This is a genomic window from Cellulosimicrobium arenosum (assembly GCF_014837295.1).
In the GTDB taxonomy this organism is placed as follows: Bacteria; Actinomycetota; Actinomycetes; order Actinomycetales; family Cellulomonadaceae; genus Cellulosimicrobium; species Cellulosimicrobium arenosum.
In genome coordinates this window covers 86,507-103,577 of record NZ_JACYHB010000010.1, presented here as the reverse complement: position 1 = coordinate 103,577, position 17,071 = coordinate 86,507, and the positions used below count along the sequence as shown (strand labels likewise).

Genomic DNA, 17,071 nt, shown 5'->3' with positions numbered 1-17,071 from the left:
GCCGGCCGGGGTCGGCCGGGGTGGTCGGAAGGTCAGCCGCGCAGCGCGAGAAGCTGCGCGGCGAGGTCGTCGAGATCGAGGTGGTTGGTGCGGAGGACCGCGTCGACCGCCGTGTCAGGGAAGGCGTGGACGCCGTGCAGCGCGCCGAGGACGGCGCCGGCCATCGCAGCGACGGTGTCGGTGTCCCCGCCGAGGCTCGCGGCGGTGCACAGACCGGCGAACGGGTCGTCCCGGTATCGGTCGACCAGCAGGAGGGCCGAGACGACGGACTCCTGGGACTGCACCGATGTTCCGACGACCTCGTACAGGAACGCGGTGAGGCCGGGATCGTCGAGCGCTCGTGCGATCGGCCGCAGCGCCGTGAACCTGCTCGCGACGGAGGCGCCGGCGACCCAGTGGCCGCGCGACTCGCACGCGTGCGCGGACTCGACCGCCGCGTCGAGGGCTTCGTCGGTGCCGGCCCCGTCGAGGGCGGCGCTGATCGCGGTCGCGACCGCTGCAGCCCCGGAGATGGCGAGCCCGGTGTTGTGGGTGACCTGCGCTGAGCGTTCCACGGCACCGTGCAGGCCCGCGCCCGGGCGCGAGGCGATCCCGATCGGTGCCACGCGCATGGCGGCGCCGTTGGTGGTGCCGTACCTGCCGGTCAGCGCGGGGTCGGTGCCGTGCTCGAGAGCGACCAGGGCGGACTTCGTCGACGGGCCGAGCAGGTCGCGCGAGCCGCGCTCGATCATCGACCTCTCCCAGTCGACGAGCGCCTGGGCGAACGTCTGCAGGTCGAGACGGCCGGCGCCCTCGACCAGCAGGCGCGCGAGCAGGAGCGCCTGCTCGGTGTCGTCCGTGATCGACGCGGCCGCCATGCCGGGGGCGATCGGCTGGTCCGCCGCGGCCGCGACGAAGCCGGTGATGCGGCCGTACCGTGCGCTGATCTGGTCGCGTGACATCGACTGCGTCGGCATGCCCAGCGCGTCACCGATCGCCAGTCCGGTGAGCGCACCGACGGCTCGGTCCTGCTGGAGGTCCGTGGTCATCGCTGGTCTCCGAAGGTGTAGTGCAGCTGGAAGTGGTCGGGGTCGAGCAGGGAGACGACGTGCTCGACGAAGCGGCCGTCGCTCGTGAACGAGGTGCGCGCGGTCCGCAGGAACGCGTCGCCGGGTTCGCGCCGCAGGACACGGGCCTCGTCGCGGGTGAGGCGGTGGAGGGCTGCACGCTGCTCGCCCCGTGCGGGCCTCAGTCCGGCCGCTGCCAGGCTTGCCGACAACGAACCGTCCCGCAGGCCGGTCCGCGGCAGGTCCCGGAGCACTCCGGTCGCGGGGACGAACGCGTTCTCGAACGACACGACGTCCGGGAGCTCGGGTCGGGTGAGCTCGCGCGTGCGACGCACCGCCACCAGGGGTCCGCCGGGGACGATCGCGGGAAGGTCGGGGGCGTCGTCGGGCGCGACGGTTGCGATGGCGAGCACCCGGGTCACGATCTGTGCGTCTGCGTCCGACAGCGCCTGCGCCCACCCGAGGCGCTGGTCGAGCGGCTTGTCGTCGAACGTGACGAACGAGCCGATGCCCGACTGCGTCGCGATGAGCTCCTGCCGGGCCAGCTCGGACAAGGCCTGGCGGATGGTCCCCCGTGAGACGTCGAACTCCTCGGCGAGCCGGTGCTCGCCCTCGAGACGCTGTCCGGGCGCGAGCGCTCCCGAACGGATCTTCTGCGCGAGGGCCTCGACGACGAGGTCCCGCTTGCCGTAGACGACGTTGGCTGCCATGTATATACATGTACACACCTGTACAGTCCGCTGTCAAGGGCCGGTGGCGCACGATGGCCGGGAGATGCAGAAAGGGCCCCGACGGCGGTCGGGGCCCTTCGCGTGCTGGAGCGGGTGACGGGAATCGAACCCGCGCTATCAGCTTGGGAAGCTGAAGTTCTACCATTGAACTACACCCGCGCGGCGCTGGTGGCGTCCGCCTGCGAACCTCTGGGAGGATCCTCGGCGAACCAGCGCGCGCCCCGATCATAGCGGACGAGACGCCCGATGCCCGAACCGCCTGCGAGGAGCCCCGTGTCCGAGAACCCGTACCACCAGCAGCCCCCGCAGCCGGGGGAGCCGAACGTGCCCGGCGACCAGCCCGTCTACGGGCAGCCTCCGCAGGGCGCGCCCTACGGGACCCCCGCGAACCCGCCCTACGGTCACGCGCCCCAGGGTGCGCCGTTCGGACAGCCCGCCGGCCAGCCGCCCTACGGGCCGCCCGCGGGCCAGCCGCCGTACGGTCAGCCCGGCGCCGCGTACCCCCCGGTGGCCCCGGGATACGGGTACGGCTACGACCCGAACCAGGACCCGGCAGCGAAGTCACGCCTCGCAGCGGGCCTGCTCGGCATCCTCCTCGGGTCGCTCGGCATCCACCGGTTCTACCTGGGCTACACGGGGATCGGCCTCACGATGCTGCTCGTGTCGGTCCTCGGCGCGTTCCCGACGTTCGGGCTGGCGCCGGTCGCGGTGTCCGTCTGGGGACTCGTGGAGGGCATCCTCTACCTGACCGCGAAGCAGGGCTCGTACGCCGTGGACTCGACGGGCCGTCCGCTGCGCGCCTGACGCCGCTCAGATCCGGAAGTCGTCGGCGCTCTTCGGGTCGGGTTCGTCCTTGTGCCGCCCGAGCGCGCTGACCGACTGCTCCTTGATCACCCCGGCGACCTTGGCGCCCTGCTCCTTGGCGACCGCCGTCACCTTCTCCTGCGCCGAGCCCACGGCGGACTGGACGTCCTCGGAGTGCCACAGCTCCTCGGCCTTGCCCCGGATCTGCTCGAACCGTTCGCGGCCGGCCCGGGTCCCGAGCACGTACCCGATGCCGATGCCGACGACGAGCGCGATCTTCGACTTCATGGTGGTCTCCCTCGTTCGACGTTCCCGCGAACCTAGCGACGGACCTGGCACCACGCACCTCGCGGCGTCGGCTAGCGTGGCCCCGTGCTGCTCTCCGACCGCGACATCCGCGCCGAGCTCGACGCCGGGCGTGTCCGCCTCGAGCCGTACGACCCGAGCATGCTGCAGCCGTCGAGCATCGACGTGCGCCTCGACCGGTACTTCCGGTTGTTCGACAACCACAAGTACCCGTTCATCGACCCCTCGCAGGAGCAGCCGGACCTGACGCGTCTCGTCGAGGTCGAGCCGGGCGAGTCGTTCGTCCTGCACCCGGGGGAGTTCGTCCTCGGCTCCACGTTCGAGTCGGTCACGCTGCCCGACGACGTCGCGGCCCGGCTCGAGGGCAAGTCCAGCCTCGGCCGGCTCGGGCTGCTGACGCACTCCACGGCCGGGTTCATCGATCCCGGGTTCTCCGGGCACGTGACTCTCGAGCTGAGCAACGTCGCGACGCTCCCGATCACCCTGTGGCCGGGGATGAAGATCGGCCAGACCTGCTTCTTCCGCCTCTCCTCGCCCGCCGAGAACCCCTACGGATCGAGCGTGTACGGGTCGCGGTACCAGGGCCAGCGCGGCCCGACGGCGTCGCGCTCGTGGCAGGGTTTCCACCGGACGGACGTGTGAGGAGCCCTCGGACCATGGTTCCCCCGACGACCCGGCTCCTCCCGCTCCCCGACCCCCACGGGGTCGGATCTGCGCAGTCGTACCAGTCGCGGCACCTGCTCGCGCTGCCTGGCGACGTGCTGGTCGACGAGCTCGAGACCCTCGCGCTGTCCCGGTTCGGCGGGGCGCGCTGGGACGCCGCCCCGGCGGGGACCGACCCGCTCGTGCCGCCGGCGCGGACCGTGGGCCCGGGGCAGCCCGGTGTGCTGCGCACCTCCCGCCACACGACGCTCACGGGCCCGTACGCGCCGTCGGGCGCCGGCCTGCCCCCGGGCACCGAGATGGTGTTCGACGTCGTGTGCCCGCGCGAGCGCGGCGAGGCGCCGTACCCCGGCGGCGGGGACCGCGACGGGATCGCCCGTGCCTTTCCCGGCGGCATGCCGGCACGCGAGGAGGAGCGTGTCGTCGCGTGGCTCGTCGCGACGGCACGCCGCCTGGGCGGTTCGCTGCGGACCGACGTCGGGAACCCGGCCGCGCCCGCGGTGGTTCTCACCCCGGACCCGGGGGCGGCGATCGACATGACGCTGTACTCCGACGTCTGGCTGGACCCGGACGCCGCGCGGGCGGTCGTCGCGCGGCTGCACCCGCGTGTCACGCTCGCGACGGAGGGGCGGTCGTACGGGGGACCTCCGCGCGGGATCGGCGAGCTGCCGCTGTACCCGGGCGAGCAGATGGACCCCGAGCTGCGGCGCGCGATCCACGCCCGGGCCGACGACGTGGACATCGCGGCGCTGACGACCGGGACGGTCCTCGACGGGTACGGCCTGCTGGTCGACCTGGCGATGGACGGCATGGTCGCGGTCGAGGTCGGCGGCGAGGACCGGCTCCCGCTGCTGCTGCGCGCGCTGCCGTGGGCGTCGCAGGGAGCGGTCTGCTACCGCGTGCGCTGGGAGCCGCGAGACCTCGTCGAGTCCCAGCAGGAGCACCCGTCGCTCGAGCACCGAGTCGCGCGCAAGCGCGCGGGCGAGGCCGTCGCGGCGATCACCCGGACCCTGCACGCCGCCGCGGGCGGGGAGATCGCCGACGAGTCGGAGTTCCTCGTCGAGCCCGAGGACCTCTGACCTCGGCGTAGGGCCCGGTCGGCAGCCACGGCACGGAGCATCGGTCGCGGACCGATAAAATGGTTCCTGCCCACCCCGCCCCCGACCCGGACGGAGCGGCCCGTGCTCTACGTGCTCCTCGCGCATCTCGCGATGGCACTCGGTGCGCCCGCGCTCGTCTCGTTCCTCGGTCGTCGTGCGTTCCTGGTGATGGCGCTGGCCCCGGCCTCGGCCGCCGCCTACGCGCTCGCGTGGACCGAGCGGGTGATGCACGGGCAGCAGCCGGTGCAGGTGGTCGAGTGGGTCCCCGGCCTCGGCCTCGAGCTGGCGTTCCGCATGGACACGTTGTCGTGGCTCATGCTGCTCCTCGTCGGCGGCGTGGGAGCGCTCGTCCTCGTCTACTGCTCCGCGTACTTCTCGCGGACCGCGCACGGTCTCGGGCGCTTCGGCGGCGTGCTGACGGCGTTCGCGGGGGCGATGGTCGGCCTCGTGGTGGCCGACGACGTGCTGCTCCTGTTCGTGTTCTGGGAGCTGACCACCGTCTTCTCCTACCTGCTGATCGGGCACTACGCGGACCGCAAGGCGAGCCGGCGCGCGGCGATGCAGGCGATCGTCATCACGACCGCGGGCGGTCTCGCGATGTTCGTGGGCCTGGTCGTGCTGGGGGTCCAGGCCGGGACCTACCGGCTCTCGGAGATCGTGGCGGACCCGCCCACCGGTGGCGCGGTCACCGCGGCGGTCGTGTGCATCCTCGTCGGCGCCGTCAGCAAGTCGGCCCTGATCCCGCTGCACTTCTGGCTCCCCGCCGCGATGGCGGCGCCGACGCCGGTCAGCGCGTACCTGCACGCCGCCGCGATGGTCAAGGCGGGCGTCTACCTCGTCGCGCGGTTCGCACCCGCCTACGCGGACACCACGGTGTGGCGGACGATCGTGATCGCGCTCGGCGCGGGCACGCTCCTCGTCGGCGGGTACCGGGCGCTGCGCCAGTACGACCTCAAGCTGGTCCTCGCGTTCGGCACCGTGAGCCAGCTCGGTCTGATCATCCTGCTCGTCGGCCTCGGCACGCGGGGGGCCGCGCTCGCCGGGCTCGCGATGATCGGCGCCCACGCCATGTTCAAGGCGTCGCTGTTCCTCGTCGTCGGGGTCGTGGACGCCGCGGCCGGGACCCGGGACCTGCGCCGGCTCACGGGGGTCGGACGGGCCCTGCCGTGGACGGCCCTCGCGGGCGGGCTCGCGACCGCGTCGATGATCGGGCTGCTGCCCTTCGCCGGCTACGTCGCGAAGGAGGCGGCGCTCGAGGCGTTGCTGCACACCGACGGGCCGCGGTGGGTGGCGCTCGTCGTGCTGTGGTCCGTCGTCGTGGGGTCGATGCTGACGGTCGCGTACGGGCTGAGGTTCTGGTGGGGGGCGTTCTGGTCCAAGAGCCATCTGCACGCCCCGGCACGCGCGAACGAGCACGTCGACCTCCGGCCGGGCCGCGGTCCGCTCGCCGAGTCGGACGAACCACCGATCGACCCGGCCCGGCTCCGCCGGCAGCCGGTGCAGCTCGTCGCGCCCGCGCTCGTCCTCGCCGTGCTCGGGCTCGCGGCCGGCCTGGTGCCCCACCTGGGCGACAGGCTGCTGGCACCGTACGCCGACACGTACCCGGCGGGGGAGCCCGGCCACCTGGTGCTCTGGGCCGGTGTCACGCCCGCCCTCGGGCTGACCGCGCTCGTGCTGGGCGTGGGGGCAGTGCTGTTCTGGCAGCGCTCGCGGGTCGAGCGCTTCCAGGCGTCGCTGTGGCGCATCCTCGAGGCCGACGTCGTCTACCGCCGGGTGATGCGGCGACTCGACGACCTCGCGGCCGACGTCACCGCGCTCACTCAGCGTGGTTCGTTGCCGTTCTACCTCGGCGCGATCCTCGTGGTCCTCGTCGTCGGACCCGGCGGGGTGATGTTCGCGCGCACGGCCTGGCCGCGCGACGTGACGGCGTGGGACCGGCCCGCGCAGCTCGTCACGGTGGGCCTGATCTGCGTCGCGTCCGTGCTGGCGGCGAGGTCTCGGCGCCGGCTCAAGGCCGTGCTCCTCGTGGGCGTGGCCGGGTACGGCAACGCGGCGCTGTTCCTGCTGCACGGCGCGCCGGACCTCGCGCTCACCCAGGTGCTCGTCGAGACCATCACCCTGGTCATCATCGTGCTCGTCCTGCGGCGCCTGCCCCCGTACTTCTCGGACCGGCCGCTCGCCGCGAGCCGGTGGGTGCGCCTCGGAGTCGGTGTCGGCGTCGGGGTCGTCATGATGGGTCTCGCGCTCGTCGCCCCCCTCGCGCGGATCGCGACGCCGGTGTCCGTGGACTTTCCCGCGGAGGCCTACGAGTACGGCGGCGGCAAGAACATCGTCAACGTCACGCTCGTCGACATCCGGGCGTGGGACACGATGCTGGAGATCTCGGTGCTCCTCGCGGCCGCCACCGGCGTCGCGTCGCTCGTGTTCCTGCGCACGCGCAGCGGCGAGATCATGCGAGCGCGCGACGCGCGCTCCGCGACCCGCGAAGGTGCCGGCGTCTGGTCCGACGGCACCGACCCGCACGCGGCGCTGCGGCGCCACGGCGTGACCGACGACGCCCAGCCCCGCATGGTCGTGTGGCTCAACGCCGGGCGCACCCTCGCGCCCCGGCGGCGCTCCGTCATCTTCGAGGTCGTCACGCGCGTGATCTTCCACGCCATGATCGTGTTCGCCCTGTTCCTGCTCTTCTCGGGCCACAACGCGCCCGGCGGCGGGTTCGCCGCAGGGCTGGTCGTGGGGATCGCGCTGATCGTGCGCTATCTCGCGGGCGGGCGCTACGAGCTCGGCGAGGCCGCCCCGATCCACCCGGGCATCCTGCTGGGGACCGGGATGTTCCTGTCCGCGGGCGTCGGGCTGGTCTCGCTGCTCCTCACCGGCAAGGCGCTGTACAGCCAGACCTTCGACCTGCACGTGCCCGTGCTCGGCGACGTCCACCTCGTGACGTCCTTGTTCTTCGATCTCGGTGTGTTCCTCCTCGTCGTCGGGCTCGTCCTCGACATCCTGCGCACGCTCGGCGCCGAGATCGACCGGCACGCCGAGCGCGCCGAGACCGGTCGCGACCCGGGCGAGGACACCGGGCCGTTCGAGGCCATGGAGCCCGACGCCGTCGGCGGCGGGAGGAGGTGAGCGCCCCGTGAACGTCATCGACACCACGCCCAGCCTCGCCCTCGTCCTCGCGATCGGGGTGCTGTTCGCCGCGGGGGTCTACCTCCTGCTGGAGCGCAGCCTCACGCGCGTGCTCCTCGGGTTCATCCTGATGGGCAACGGCGCGAACCTGCTGTTCCTCGTCGCGGGCGGCCGCTCGGGCGGTGCGCCGCTGGTCGGGACCACGCCCGAGGACGAGATGAGCGACCCGCTCGTGCAGGCGATGGTGCTGACCGCGATCGTCATCACGCTCGGCATCACCGCGTTCGTCCTCGCGATGGCCTACCGCTCGTGGCAGCTCCACGGGCACGACGAGGTGCAGGACGACCTCGAGGACCGCCGCGTCGCACGCCACGCCGCGCGCAACGCACCGGCGTTCACCGACACCGACAGCGAGGAGAGCGGGGAGACGCTCGACGACGAGGCGGCACAGGTGCGCGACGAGACGGGCACCGACAGTGCGGACGGCACCGACGGCACCGACGGCACCGACGACGCCGAAGGCCGCACGACGAGGGAGCCACGATGACCCCCGACGCCGCGCAGTACGTGGTCCCCCTGCCCGTCATGCTCCCGCTCTTCGCCGCCGGGCTGACGCTCGCGCTGTGGCGGCACTCCCGTGCGCAGCGGATCATCACCGTCGTCACGCTCTCGGCCGTGGTGGCCATCTCCGTCGTGCTGCTCGTCGCCGCGGACTCGGGCCCGGTGGTGGTCGACGTCGGCGGCTGGGCCGCGCCGGTGGGGATCGACCTGGTCGCGGACCGGCTGTCCGCGCTCATGCTCACGGTGTCGAGCATCGTCATGCTGTGCGTGCTGCTGTACTCGCTCGCGCAGGGCGTGGCGGACGACGCCGCGGGCGACGACGCGTCGATACCCACCGCCATCTACCACCCGACGTACATGGTGCTCGCCGCGGGCGTGTTCAACGCGTTCCTGTCGGGCGACCTGTTCAACCTGTACGTCGGGTTCGAGGTCTTCCTCGCCGCGAGCTACGTCCTGCTGACGCTCGGCGGGACCGGCGAACGCATCCGTGCCGGGTCGATCTACGTCGTCGTGGCGCTGCTCTCGTCGGTGATCTTCCTCGTGGCCATCGCGGTCACGTACGCCGCGACCGGGACGGTGAACCTCGCACAGCTCTCGGAACGCTTCGCCGACATCGATCCGGGGGTGCGGCTCGTCATCCAGCTCCTGCTGCTGCTCGCGTTCGGGATCAAGGCCGCGATCTTCCCGCTGTCCGCGTGGTTGCCGGACTCCTACCCGACCGCGCCCGCGCCCGTCACCGCGGTGTTCGCCGGCCTGCTCACCAAGGTGGGCGTCTACGCGATCATCCGGACCCAGACGCTGCTGTTCCCCGAGGGGCACGCGGACACGGTGCTCATGTGGCTCGCGCTGCTGACCATGCTCGTGGGGATCCTCGGCGCGGTCGCGCAGAACGACATCAAACGACTGCTCTCGTTCACGCTGGTGAGCCATGTCGGGTTCATGATCTTCGGCATCTCGCTCGCGACGGAGCCCGGCATGTCCGCGGCGATCTTCTACGTCGTGCACCACATCACGGTCCAGACGACGCTGTTCCTCGTCGTCGGGCTCGTGGAGCGGCGCGGCGGGTCGACGTCGCTCGACCGGCTCGGTGGCCTGGCCAAGCTCGCACCCGGGCTCGCGATCCTGTTCTTCATCCCCGCGATGAACCTGGCGGGCATCCCGCCGATGTCCGGGTTCCTCGGCAAGCTCGGCCTCGTCCAGGAGGGCATCGCCCAGGACACGTGGCTGACCTGGGTGCTGGTCGTGGGGTCCGTCGTCACGTCGCTGCTCACGCTGTACGCGATCGTCAAGGCCTGGAACAAGGCGTTCTGGCAGACGGCGCCGGCCGAGATCCCCACCGACACGCGCCTCCCGCGCGGCATGGTGGGGCCGGCCGCTGCGCTCGTCGTGCTCGGGCTGGGCCTCACCGTGGTCGCCGGGCCCCTCTACGCCTACTCCGAGCGGGCGGCCGGGACGCTGCTCGACGGCCACTCCTACGTCGACGCGGTCTTCTCCAAGGGGGACCGCGGCGAGGGCGAGTCGAACGAGGTCGCGACCGACGAGCCGCCGCTCGAGGAGACCGGCGGGACGGACGAGGGAGGCGACGGATGAGCCTGCACCCGCGTCGTCGAACCGTCACCGCCGGCTGGTTCGAGCGCGCGACGACGCAGTGGCGGACCGCCGCGTGGCTCGCGCTCGTCTGGGTCATGCTGTGGGGCGACCTGTCGTGGGCGAACGTGATCGCCGGCGTCGTCGTCGGCTTCGCCGTCGTGACGTTCCTCCCGCTGCCGACCGTCGCGACGCACGGCGGCTTCCGGCCGTGGCCGTTCCTCGTGCTCGCCGGCCGGTTCGTCGCCGACCTCGTCGTCGCGTCCTTCCAGGTCAGCGCTCTCGCGCTCGACCCGCGCCGGACGCCGCGCGGTGCCGTCGTCGGGATCCGGCTGCGCAACCCGTCCGACGTCTACATGACCGCGACCGCCGAGCTGTGCTCGCTCGTGCCCGGATCGGTCGTCGTCGAGGCGCACCGCCTGACCGGGATGCTGTACGTCCACGTGTTGGACGTCGACCAGTCCGGCGGCATCGAGAAGGTCCGCGCCGACACCCTGGCGCTCGAGGCTCGCGTGCTGCGTGCGTTCGCGTCGAACGCCGACCTGCGCAGGTCGGGGCTCTACCTGCACGACGACGGCGGGCCCACGGCGGACCGGCGGACCGCGGCACCGGCCGCCGAGACCACGCGGCCGAGCGAGGGGGAGCGATGACCGACACCTGGTTCCTCGTGGTGGTCGTGGTGTGCGGAGTGCTGCTCGCCGCTGCGGCGGTGCTCGCCGTCGCGCGGGTCGAGCGGGGTCCGTCCACGCTCGACCGCACGATCGCGCTCGACGTGTTCACCACGACGCTCGTGGGCGCCATCGCGCTCGAGGCGGCGTTCTCGCGTCGGACCGACACGATCCCGCTGCTCGTCGTGCTCTCGCTCGTCGGGTTCGTCAGCTCGGTCACCGTCGCGCGCTTCGCGTCGGTCGAGCCGGAGGGGGAGGGCCGCGTGCGGACCGCCGAGGAGATCGCCGCGGAAGAGGCTGCGAGGCTGACGGAGGACGACGAGGAACGCGCCGCCGTCGACCCCGAGCACCACGGCGGCGGGCCGGACGGGGAGGTGCGCTGATGGACGGGTGGATCGCGGTCGCCGACGTCGCGTCGGCGGTGCTGCTGCTGACCGGCGGCTTCCTCGCGCTCGCCGCCGGGGTCGGTGTGATGCGCTTCCCCGACCTGCTCGCCCGCATGCACGCGGCGACGAAGCCGCAGGTGCTGGGGCTGGTGCTCGTGCTCGCGGGCCTGGCGCTGCGGCTGCACAGCTGGGGCGCTGCCGCGACCCTGCTGCTCGTCGTGGTGTTCCAGCTCCTGTCCTCGCCCGTGGCCGCGCACATGGTCGGCCGGGCCGGGTTCCGCACGGGCAAGGTCGACACCGCCGACCTCGTCGTCGACGAGCTGACGCGCGATCAGGCGCGCGCCGACGAGGAGGCGGCCGGGCCGCCGGAGCCGCGCTCCGGGGACTGACGGGGACCGACGGCGCACGGGTCGGTGCCGGAGTCGATGTCGCGCAGGTCGCACGCGACCCGACGGGCGAGGTGGCGGAACGTGCTCCGCTCGTCGTCCGAGAGCATCTGGAGGAGCTGCTCCTCGGCGTCGTGCACCGCGCGCGCCCAGCCGTCGAGCCGGCGTCGGCCGTCGGCCGTCGCGACGACGCGGCGGGCCCTGCGATCGGTCGGGTTCTGCTGCCGCTCGACGAGTCCTGCTGCGACGAGGTCGTCGACCAGGTACGTCATGACCGTGCGGTCGATGCCGTGGTGCTCGGCGAGGGCGAGCTGCGTGGGCTGGTCGCCCTGGACGACCGAGACCAGGACCTGGTAGCCGCGCGGGCCGTGGGGGACGTCCGCGAGCGTGGTCGCCACCGTCGCGTGGTAACCGCGCAGGAGGACGCCGAGATGCCAGCCCAGGTCGGCGTCGCGCTCTGTCGCCGGGGGCGTCGTCGTCGTGCTCATCCGCCCAGGATACCGGCAGGAATGCGGTTGCACCATCTATCTGTTGCAGATATGTTCTGTTCAGCAACCTAAAGTGATCGCGAGGGGACCATGCCCGACTACGGCCACGACCTGCGCTTCGGCGCGTTCATCACCCCCACCGCCGCGTCGCCGCGCGACGTCGTCGACCTCGCGGTCGCGTCCGAGCAGGCGGGCCTCGACCTGGTCACGTTCCAGGACCACCCGTACCAGCCGGGCTTCCTCGACACGTGGACGCTGCTGTCGTGGGTCGCGGCGCGCACCGAGCGCGTGCGTCTCGCGGGCAACGTCCTCAACCTGCCGCTACGCCCGGCGGGCGTCCTCGCCCGCTCCGTCGCGAGCCTCGACCGGCTCTCGGGCGGTCGGGTCGAGCTCGGTCTCGGGGCGGGCGGGTTCTGGGACCCGATCGTCGCGATGGGCGGGACCCGGCTCACGCCGGGGGAGAGCGTCGACGCGCTCGGCCAGGCGATCGACGTCGTGCGGGGGCTGTGGGACGTGGAGAACCGCGAGCGCCTCGTCGCGGGCGGCCCGCAGCACCACGTCGACGGCGCGAAGCGCGGTCCGGCCCCCGCGCACGACGTCGAGATCTGGGTCGGTGCGCTCAAGCCGCGCATGCTGCGGCTCGTGGGCACGAAGGCCGACGGCTGGCTGCCGTCGCTGGCGTACCTGAAGAGCCTGGAGGCGCTCGGCCGCGGCAACGCCGCGATCGACGACGCCGCGCGCGACGCGGGCCGGGACCCCGCGGCGGTCCGGCGCCTCCTCAACGTCGGCGGCCGCCTCACCGCGCAGGGCGGCGACGGGTTCCTCCAGGGGCCGCCGCGCCAGTGGGCCGAGCAGCTCGCGGCGGTGACGCTCGAGCACGGGGTCTCGACCTACGTGGTGATGGGAGACGACCCGACGACGCTCGCCGTCGTCGGGCAGGAGGTCGCGCCGGCCGCGCGCGAGCTCGTGGCCGCCGAGCGCGGCACCACGGACGGCGGTGCGCGAGCATGACCGACTACGGCCACCCGCTGCGGTTCGGCACGTTCGTCACGCCGCTGGCCGCGGACCCGGAGGAGACCGTCGCGCGCGCCCGGCTGGCGGAGGACGTGGGCCTCGACCTCGTGACGTTCCAGGACCACCCGTACCAGCCGCGGTTCCTCGACACCTGGACGCTCCTGTCGTACGTCGCCGCGGCGACGGAGCGCATCCACGTCGCGCCGAACGTCGCCAACGTGCCCATGCGCCCGCCCGCCGTGCTCGCGCGGGCGGCAGCGAGCCTGGGCCTGCTCTCCGACGGGCGCGTCGACCTGGCCCTCGGTGCGGGCGCGTTCTGGGACGCGATGGAGGCGATGGGCGTCGCGCGGCGCACCCCGGGCGAGAGCGTCGACGCCCTCGCGGACGCGATCGACGTCGTGCGGGCGACGTGGGCGGAGGGCCCGCCGACGTCGCGGCGCATCCCCGTGTGGCTCGGCGCGCTCGGCCCACGCATGCTGCGGCTCACCGGCACGACCGCCGACGGGTGGCTCCCGTCCCTCGGCCGCATCGGCACGGACGGCCTGCGCGCGGGGAACGCCGCGATCGACGCGGCCGCGGCCGCGGCCGGGCGCGACCCGCGGGAGATCACGCGCCTGCTGAACGTCTCGGGCACCTTCGACGACGCGACGCGGACCGGGTCCGCGCCGGGCGGCCGGTCCGACCTCGCGGGCTCGCCCGCGGCGTGGGTCGAGCGGCTGCTCCCGCTCGTGCTCGAGGACGGCGTGTCCACGCTGATCCTCGCGACCGACGACGAGCCGACCATGCGACGGTTCGCCGCGGAGGTCGTGCCCGCGCTGCGCGAGCAGGTCGCGCGTGAGCGCGCGGCACGCGGCACCGACACCGGACGGGTCGTGCCGCGCGGCGTGCGCGCCCTGCGCCGGGACGGCATCGCGTACGACGACGTCCCCGCCGCGCTCGCCGAGCGATCCGTCGAGCCGGGCGACCCCGAGCACGCGGCCGTCGCCGCGACCTACATGCGCGGCGGGTCGCCGGGCCTGGTGCTGCGGCCGCGCACCACCGCCGAGGTCGTCGAGGCGCTCGCGTTCGCGCGCGCGCAGGACGTGACGCGGCGGGTGCCGCTCTCGGTCCGGTCGGGCGGGCACGGCATGAGCGGGCGGTCGACGAACGACGGCGGGATCGTGCTCGACGTCGGCGAGCTCGACACGATCGAGGTCGTCGACGAGGACGCTCGCCTCGTCCGGGTCGGTCCGGGTGCACGGTGGGGCGACGTCGCGCGCGTGCTGGCACCGCACGGCTGGGCGATCTCCTCGGGCGACTCCGGGGGAGTGGGGGTCGGCGGGCTCGCGACGGCCGGCGGCATCGGCTTCCTGGGGCGTGCGCACGGGCTGACGATCGACCACGTGCGGGCCGTCGAGATGGTGCTCGCGGACGGGTCGACGGTCCGCGCGGACGCCGCGCAGAACTCCGAGCTGTTCTGGGCGGTCCGCGGTGCGGGCGCCCAGGTCGGGATCGTGACGTCGTTCGAGATGGTCGCGGACGAGGTCGGCGCGGTCGGGTTCGCCCAGCTCGTGCACGACGCCTCGGACACCGCGGAGTTCCTCGAACGCTGGGGTGCGACGGTCGAGGCGTCGCCGCGCGACACGACGAGCTTCCTGCTGATGGGCCGGCCCCGACCGGGCGAACCGGTCGTGGCGCAGTCCATGACGATGGTCGACTCGGACGACCCGGACGTCGTGGTCGCGCGCCTGCAGCCGTTCGCGGACCTCGCGCCGCTGCTCGGGCAGTCCGCGCAGATCCTGCCGTACGACGCGGTGGTGTCGCCGCCGGCTCCTGGTCCGCACCGGGGATCGGGCGAGCCGGTGTCGCGCACGGGGCTCGCGGAGCACCTGACGCCCGAGCTCTCGGGCAGGCTCGCCGGTCTCGTCGCGAGCGGCGAGACGTACTTCTTCCAGATCCGCTCGACCGGGGGCGCGGCGTCGGACGTCCCGGCGGACGCGACGGCGTACGCGCACCGTGCGGCGAACTTCTCGGTGCTCGCGATGGGTGCGAGCCGGCGACGGCTCGACGCGCGCTGGGACTCGCTCGCCGACGGTTTCGACGGGCTGTACGTGAGCTTCGAGTCGGACCAGCGCCCCGAGCGCGTCGCGGACGCGTACCCGCCGGCGACGCTCGAGCGACTCCGCGAGCTCAAGCGCCGCGTCGACCCGGGCAACGTCTTCCGCGACAACATGCCGGTCCTCGGCCCGGAACCCACCCCGACGGCCGAGAGCTGACACCCGATGCCGACGCTGCGCTCCCGGCGCGCGAGGACCGGCTCCTCGAGATCGGCCCCCGCAGCGACCGCCAGGGGTCAGTAGGTGCGGTGCGGGGGAGCAGGCGTGAAGCCCGACGGCGCGTGCGGGGACCAGGGCGGGGGTGTCGGCTGCGGCGCGCGGACGACGAACGCGTGACGAGTGACGTCCATGAGGCCCAGCAGCCCCTGCCGGCGCGGCTCGACCCGTGCGGGCTCGGTCGCGCCGCGAGCGACGCGGTCGTGCAGGAGCGCGAGCTCTGTCGCGGCCCGCTGGTAGTCGTTCATCGCCTTCTCGGCGCCTGCTCCGCCCGACGAGCGCGCCCAGCCCCGCGCCTGTCGCCGGCCCTTGAGCGAGGAGAGCATGGTCAGGTCCGGCGGGGTGACGAGCCCGGAGGGCACGTAGCGCCCGAGCTGCTGGGAGATCGTGGCGACCGTGCGTCGCCGGTCGCGGACCAGGAGCACGACGATCGTCACCAGGACACCGAGGCCGACGAGATAGGCGAACCCGAGACCGACGTAGCCGAACCCGGTCGAGCCGTTCCACAGGGCGTGCAGCGCCATCGCCGCGAGCAGGCCGCCGAGGGGCGCGAGCACCCGCCGCGGACCGGGCGGGCTCATCGCGGCGCTGGCCACGCCGATGCCGGTGAGCGCCGTGCACAGGGGGTGCAGCAACGGGGAGATGAGCGCGCGGAGCACGAACGTGCTGGTCAGCGTCCCGGTGTACGAGGCGGCGACGAAGTAGGTGATGTTCTCGACCGCGGCGAAGCCGAGCGCGACCATCGCCGCGTAGATCACGCCGTCCGTCCAGCCGTTGATCTCGTGCCGTCGGAACCACAGCATGCCGAACAGCACCGCGCCCTTGAGCAGCTCCTCGACGACCGGCGCACCGGCCGTCGCGACGGCGTACATCGCGTTCTCGGGACCGAACAGCGGCAGGGCGACGAACCGCAGCCCCGCGTCGTTGAGGAGCATGGCGAACAGCGTGGCGACGCCAGCGCCCCACAGGAACGCGACGGTCAGGCTCATCGGCGGCTCGGGCTCGAGCCGGTCGAGCCACAGCACGACCGGGATCCACACGCCCAGCGGGACCAGCGCGAGCAGCAGCCCGGCTCCGAACGGGGCGATCCCCTGCAGCGCCGTGAGCGCGAGCACGGCGAAGAGGCACAGGCTCGCGACGACGATCGTCACGATCGCGCCGACCGGCGCACGGCCCGGGGGCCGCCCGTCGAGGACGGCCCGCGGGTCGAACCGGCGCGCGGGACGGGGCTGCTGCTGCGGCGGTGCGTACCGCGGGTCGGGGAGGCTCACGTGGCGGATCGTACGCACTTCGCGCGCGGCGCGACACGGGGTCCGGTCCCCGGTCCCGCGGTGCGGGTGAGGTCAGGCGGCGACGTCGTACGTCGAACGACCACCGGTCGGCCGGCGCACCGTGGCGTCCTCGGGGACGACCGCGTCGGGCTGGACGTGCGCGCCCGCCTCGACCCGGACGCGCGCGCCGAGGCGGGCGCCGTGCCCGATGCGGGCGCGGTCGCCCACGACGGTCTCGGGGCCGAGGTGGACGTTGTCGCCGACGCGCACGTCGCGCCCGACGACCACGTCGTGGTCGACCCAGCTCCCGTCCCCGACCCGGGACCCGGGGCCGACGCGTGCGCCGGACTCGACGTAGGTGCCCGCGCCGACGGGCACGGACTCGGGGACCTCGGCGTGCGGCGAGACGACGCCGTCGCCGGTGTGGCGGACGTAGTTGACGATCTTGCCTGCGTCGTTCTCCACCTGGACGCGGCGGGCGGGTCGGCGGACCATGCGGACCTCCTCCGGTTGTCGGCAGTGCTGCGCGTGCTGCGCATGCTGCTCGTGGTCACTGCTGACATAACGCCCCCGGGGCGCGCAGGATTCCAGGACCGGCCCGGGGGGCCGGCCTGTCCGGCGG

Annotated in this window: 17 protein-coding genes and 1 tRNA gene; 11 read left to right on the top strand and 7 right to left on the bottom strand. The window is 73.6% G+C overall.

The window, feature by feature from the left end; genetic code table 11:
• Positions 1-32 precede the first annotated feature (32 nt).
• The 3 genes from IF651_RS12630 to IF651_RS12620 form a co-directional block, all read right to left on the bottom strand.
• On the bottom strand, positions 33-1,028 hold the full coding sequence (locus IF651_RS12630) for an ADP-ribosylglycohydrolase family protein (protein WP_191829487.1): 996 nt from the start codon (positions 1,026-1,028) through the stop codon (positions 33-35).
• Positions 1,025-1,756 (bottom strand): GntR family transcriptional regulator, encoded by a 732-nt coding sequence (locus IF651_RS12625; protein ID WP_191829486.1) that lies wholly within the window; start codon positions 1,754-1,756, stop codon positions 1,025-1,027. The genes IF651_RS12630 and IF651_RS12625 overlap by 4 nt, the downstream gene beginning before the upstream one ends.
• Before the next feature lie 106 nt (positions 1,757-1,862).
• Positions 1,863-1,936: transfer RNA gene (locus IF651_RS12620), tRNA-Gly, on the bottom strand.
• A gap of 114 nt (positions 1,937-2,050) precedes the next feature.
• Here IF651_RS12620 and IF651_RS12615 point away from each other — a divergent pair.
• Entirely contained in the window at positions 2,051-2,581 is a 531-nt protein-coding gene (locus IF651_RS12615) for an NINE protein (RefSeq protein WP_206715307.1), read from the top strand.
• Positions 2,582-2,587: 6 nt separating this feature from the next.
• Here IF651_RS12615 and IF651_RS12610 read toward each other — a convergent pair whose 3' ends face one another.
• Positions 2,588-2,869 carry a hypothetical protein gene (locus IF651_RS12610; RefSeq protein WP_191829484.1) on the bottom strand — a complete coding sequence of 94 codons (282 nt, stop codon included), beginning with the start codon at positions 2,867-2,869 and terminating at the stop codon, positions 2,588-2,590.
• An 84-nt stretch (positions 2,870-2,953) separates the two neighbouring features.
• On the opposite strand from IF651_RS12610, the gene dcd reads away from it, so the two are divergent.
• From dcd to mnhG, 8 genes are all read left to right on the top strand, one after another.
• Positions 2,954-3,529 carry a dCTP deaminase gene (gene dcd / locus IF651_RS12605; protein WP_191829483.1) on the top strand — a complete coding sequence of 192 codons (576 nt, stop codon included), beginning with the start codon at positions 2,954-2,956 and terminating at the stop codon, positions 3,527-3,529.
• Positions 3,530-3,543: 14 nt separating this feature from the next.
• Positions 3,544-4,629, top strand: a complete 1,086-nt coding sequence (locus tag IF651_RS12600) for a hypothetical protein (protein ID WP_191829482.1) — start codon at positions 3,544-3,546, stop codon at positions 4,627-4,629.
• Positions 4,630-4,731: 102 nt separating this feature from the next.
• Positions 4,732-7,776, top strand: a complete 3,045-nt coding sequence (locus tag IF651_RS12595) for a Na+/H+ antiporter subunit A (RefSeq protein ID WP_191829481.1) — start codon at positions 4,732-4,734, stop codon at positions 7,774-7,776.
• 7 nt (positions 7,777-7,783) lie between these two features.
• Positions 7,784-8,323, top strand: a complete 540-nt coding sequence (locus IF651_RS12590) for a Na(+)/H(+) antiporter subunit C (RefSeq protein WP_191829480.1) — start codon at positions 7,784-7,786, stop codon at positions 8,321-8,323.
• Positions 8,320-9,927, top strand: a complete 1,608-nt coding sequence (locus IF651_RS12585; RefSeq protein ID WP_191829479.1) for a Na+/H+ antiporter subunit D — start codon at positions 8,320-8,322, stop codon at positions 9,925-9,927. Before IF651_RS12590 ends, IF651_RS12585 begins: the two co-directional genes overlap by 4 nt.
• Entirely contained in the window at positions 9,924-10,574 is a 651-nt protein-coding gene (locus tag IF651_RS12580; protein ID WP_191829478.1) for a Na+/H+ antiporter subunit E, read from the top strand. Before IF651_RS12585 ends, IF651_RS12580 begins: the two co-directional genes overlap by 4 nt.
• Positions 10,571-10,975, top strand: a complete 405-nt coding sequence (locus IF651_RS12575; RefSeq protein WP_191829477.1) for an MrpF/PhaF family protein — start codon at positions 10,571-10,573, stop codon at positions 10,973-10,975. Before IF651_RS12580 ends, IF651_RS12575 begins: the two co-directional genes overlap by 4 nt.
• Positions 10,975-11,367: a monovalent cation/H(+) antiporter subunit G gene (gene mnhG / locus IF651_RS12570; RefSeq protein ID WP_191829476.1), complete on the top strand. Its 393-nt coding sequence runs from the start codon at positions 10,975-10,977 to the stop codon at positions 11,365-11,367. The genes IF651_RS12575 and mnhG overlap by 1 nt, the downstream gene beginning before the upstream one ends.
• On the opposite strand, the gene IF651_RS12565 is transcribed toward mnhG, so the two are convergent.
• Positions 11,310-11,852, bottom strand: coding sequence for a MarR family winged helix-turn-helix transcriptional regulator (locus IF651_RS12565; RefSeq protein ID WP_191829475.1), 543 nt, complete (start codon positions 11,850-11,852; stop codon positions 11,310-11,312). The two genes, mnhG and IF651_RS12565, sit on opposite strands and share 58 nt — an antisense overlap.
• Before the next feature lie 90 nt (positions 11,853-11,942).
• Here IF651_RS12565 and IF651_RS12560 point away from each other — a divergent pair, with 90 nt between their 5' ends.
• Positions 11,943-12,863 carry an LLM class flavin-dependent oxidoreductase gene (locus IF651_RS12560; RefSeq protein ID WP_191829474.1) on the top strand — a complete coding sequence of 307 codons (921 nt, stop codon included), beginning with the start codon at positions 11,943-11,945 and terminating at the stop codon, positions 12,861-12,863.
• On the top strand, positions 12,860-15,121 hold the full coding sequence (locus IF651_RS12555) for an LLM class flavin-dependent oxidoreductase (protein WP_191829473.1): 2,262 nt from the start codon (positions 12,860-12,862) through the stop codon (positions 15,119-15,121). Before IF651_RS12560 ends, IF651_RS12555 begins: the two co-directional genes overlap by 4 nt.
• A gap of 77 nt (positions 15,122-15,198) precedes the next feature.
• On the opposite strand, the gene IF651_RS12550 is transcribed toward IF651_RS12555, so the two are convergent.
• Both IF651_RS12550 and IF651_RS12545 read right to left on the bottom strand, forming a co-directional pair.
• A complete protein-coding gene (locus IF651_RS12550) occupies positions 15,199-16,449 on the bottom strand; it encodes a PrsW family glutamic-type intramembrane protease (protein ID WP_191829472.1) in 1,251 nt (416 codons plus the stop codon).
• Positions 16,450-16,521: 72 nt separating this feature from the next.
• Positions 16,522-16,944 (bottom strand): transferase, encoded by a 423-nt coding sequence (locus tag IF651_RS12545; protein WP_191829471.1) that lies wholly within the window; start codon positions 16,942-16,944, stop codon positions 16,522-16,524.
• Between the last annotated feature and the right edge of the window lie 127 nt (positions 16,945-17,071).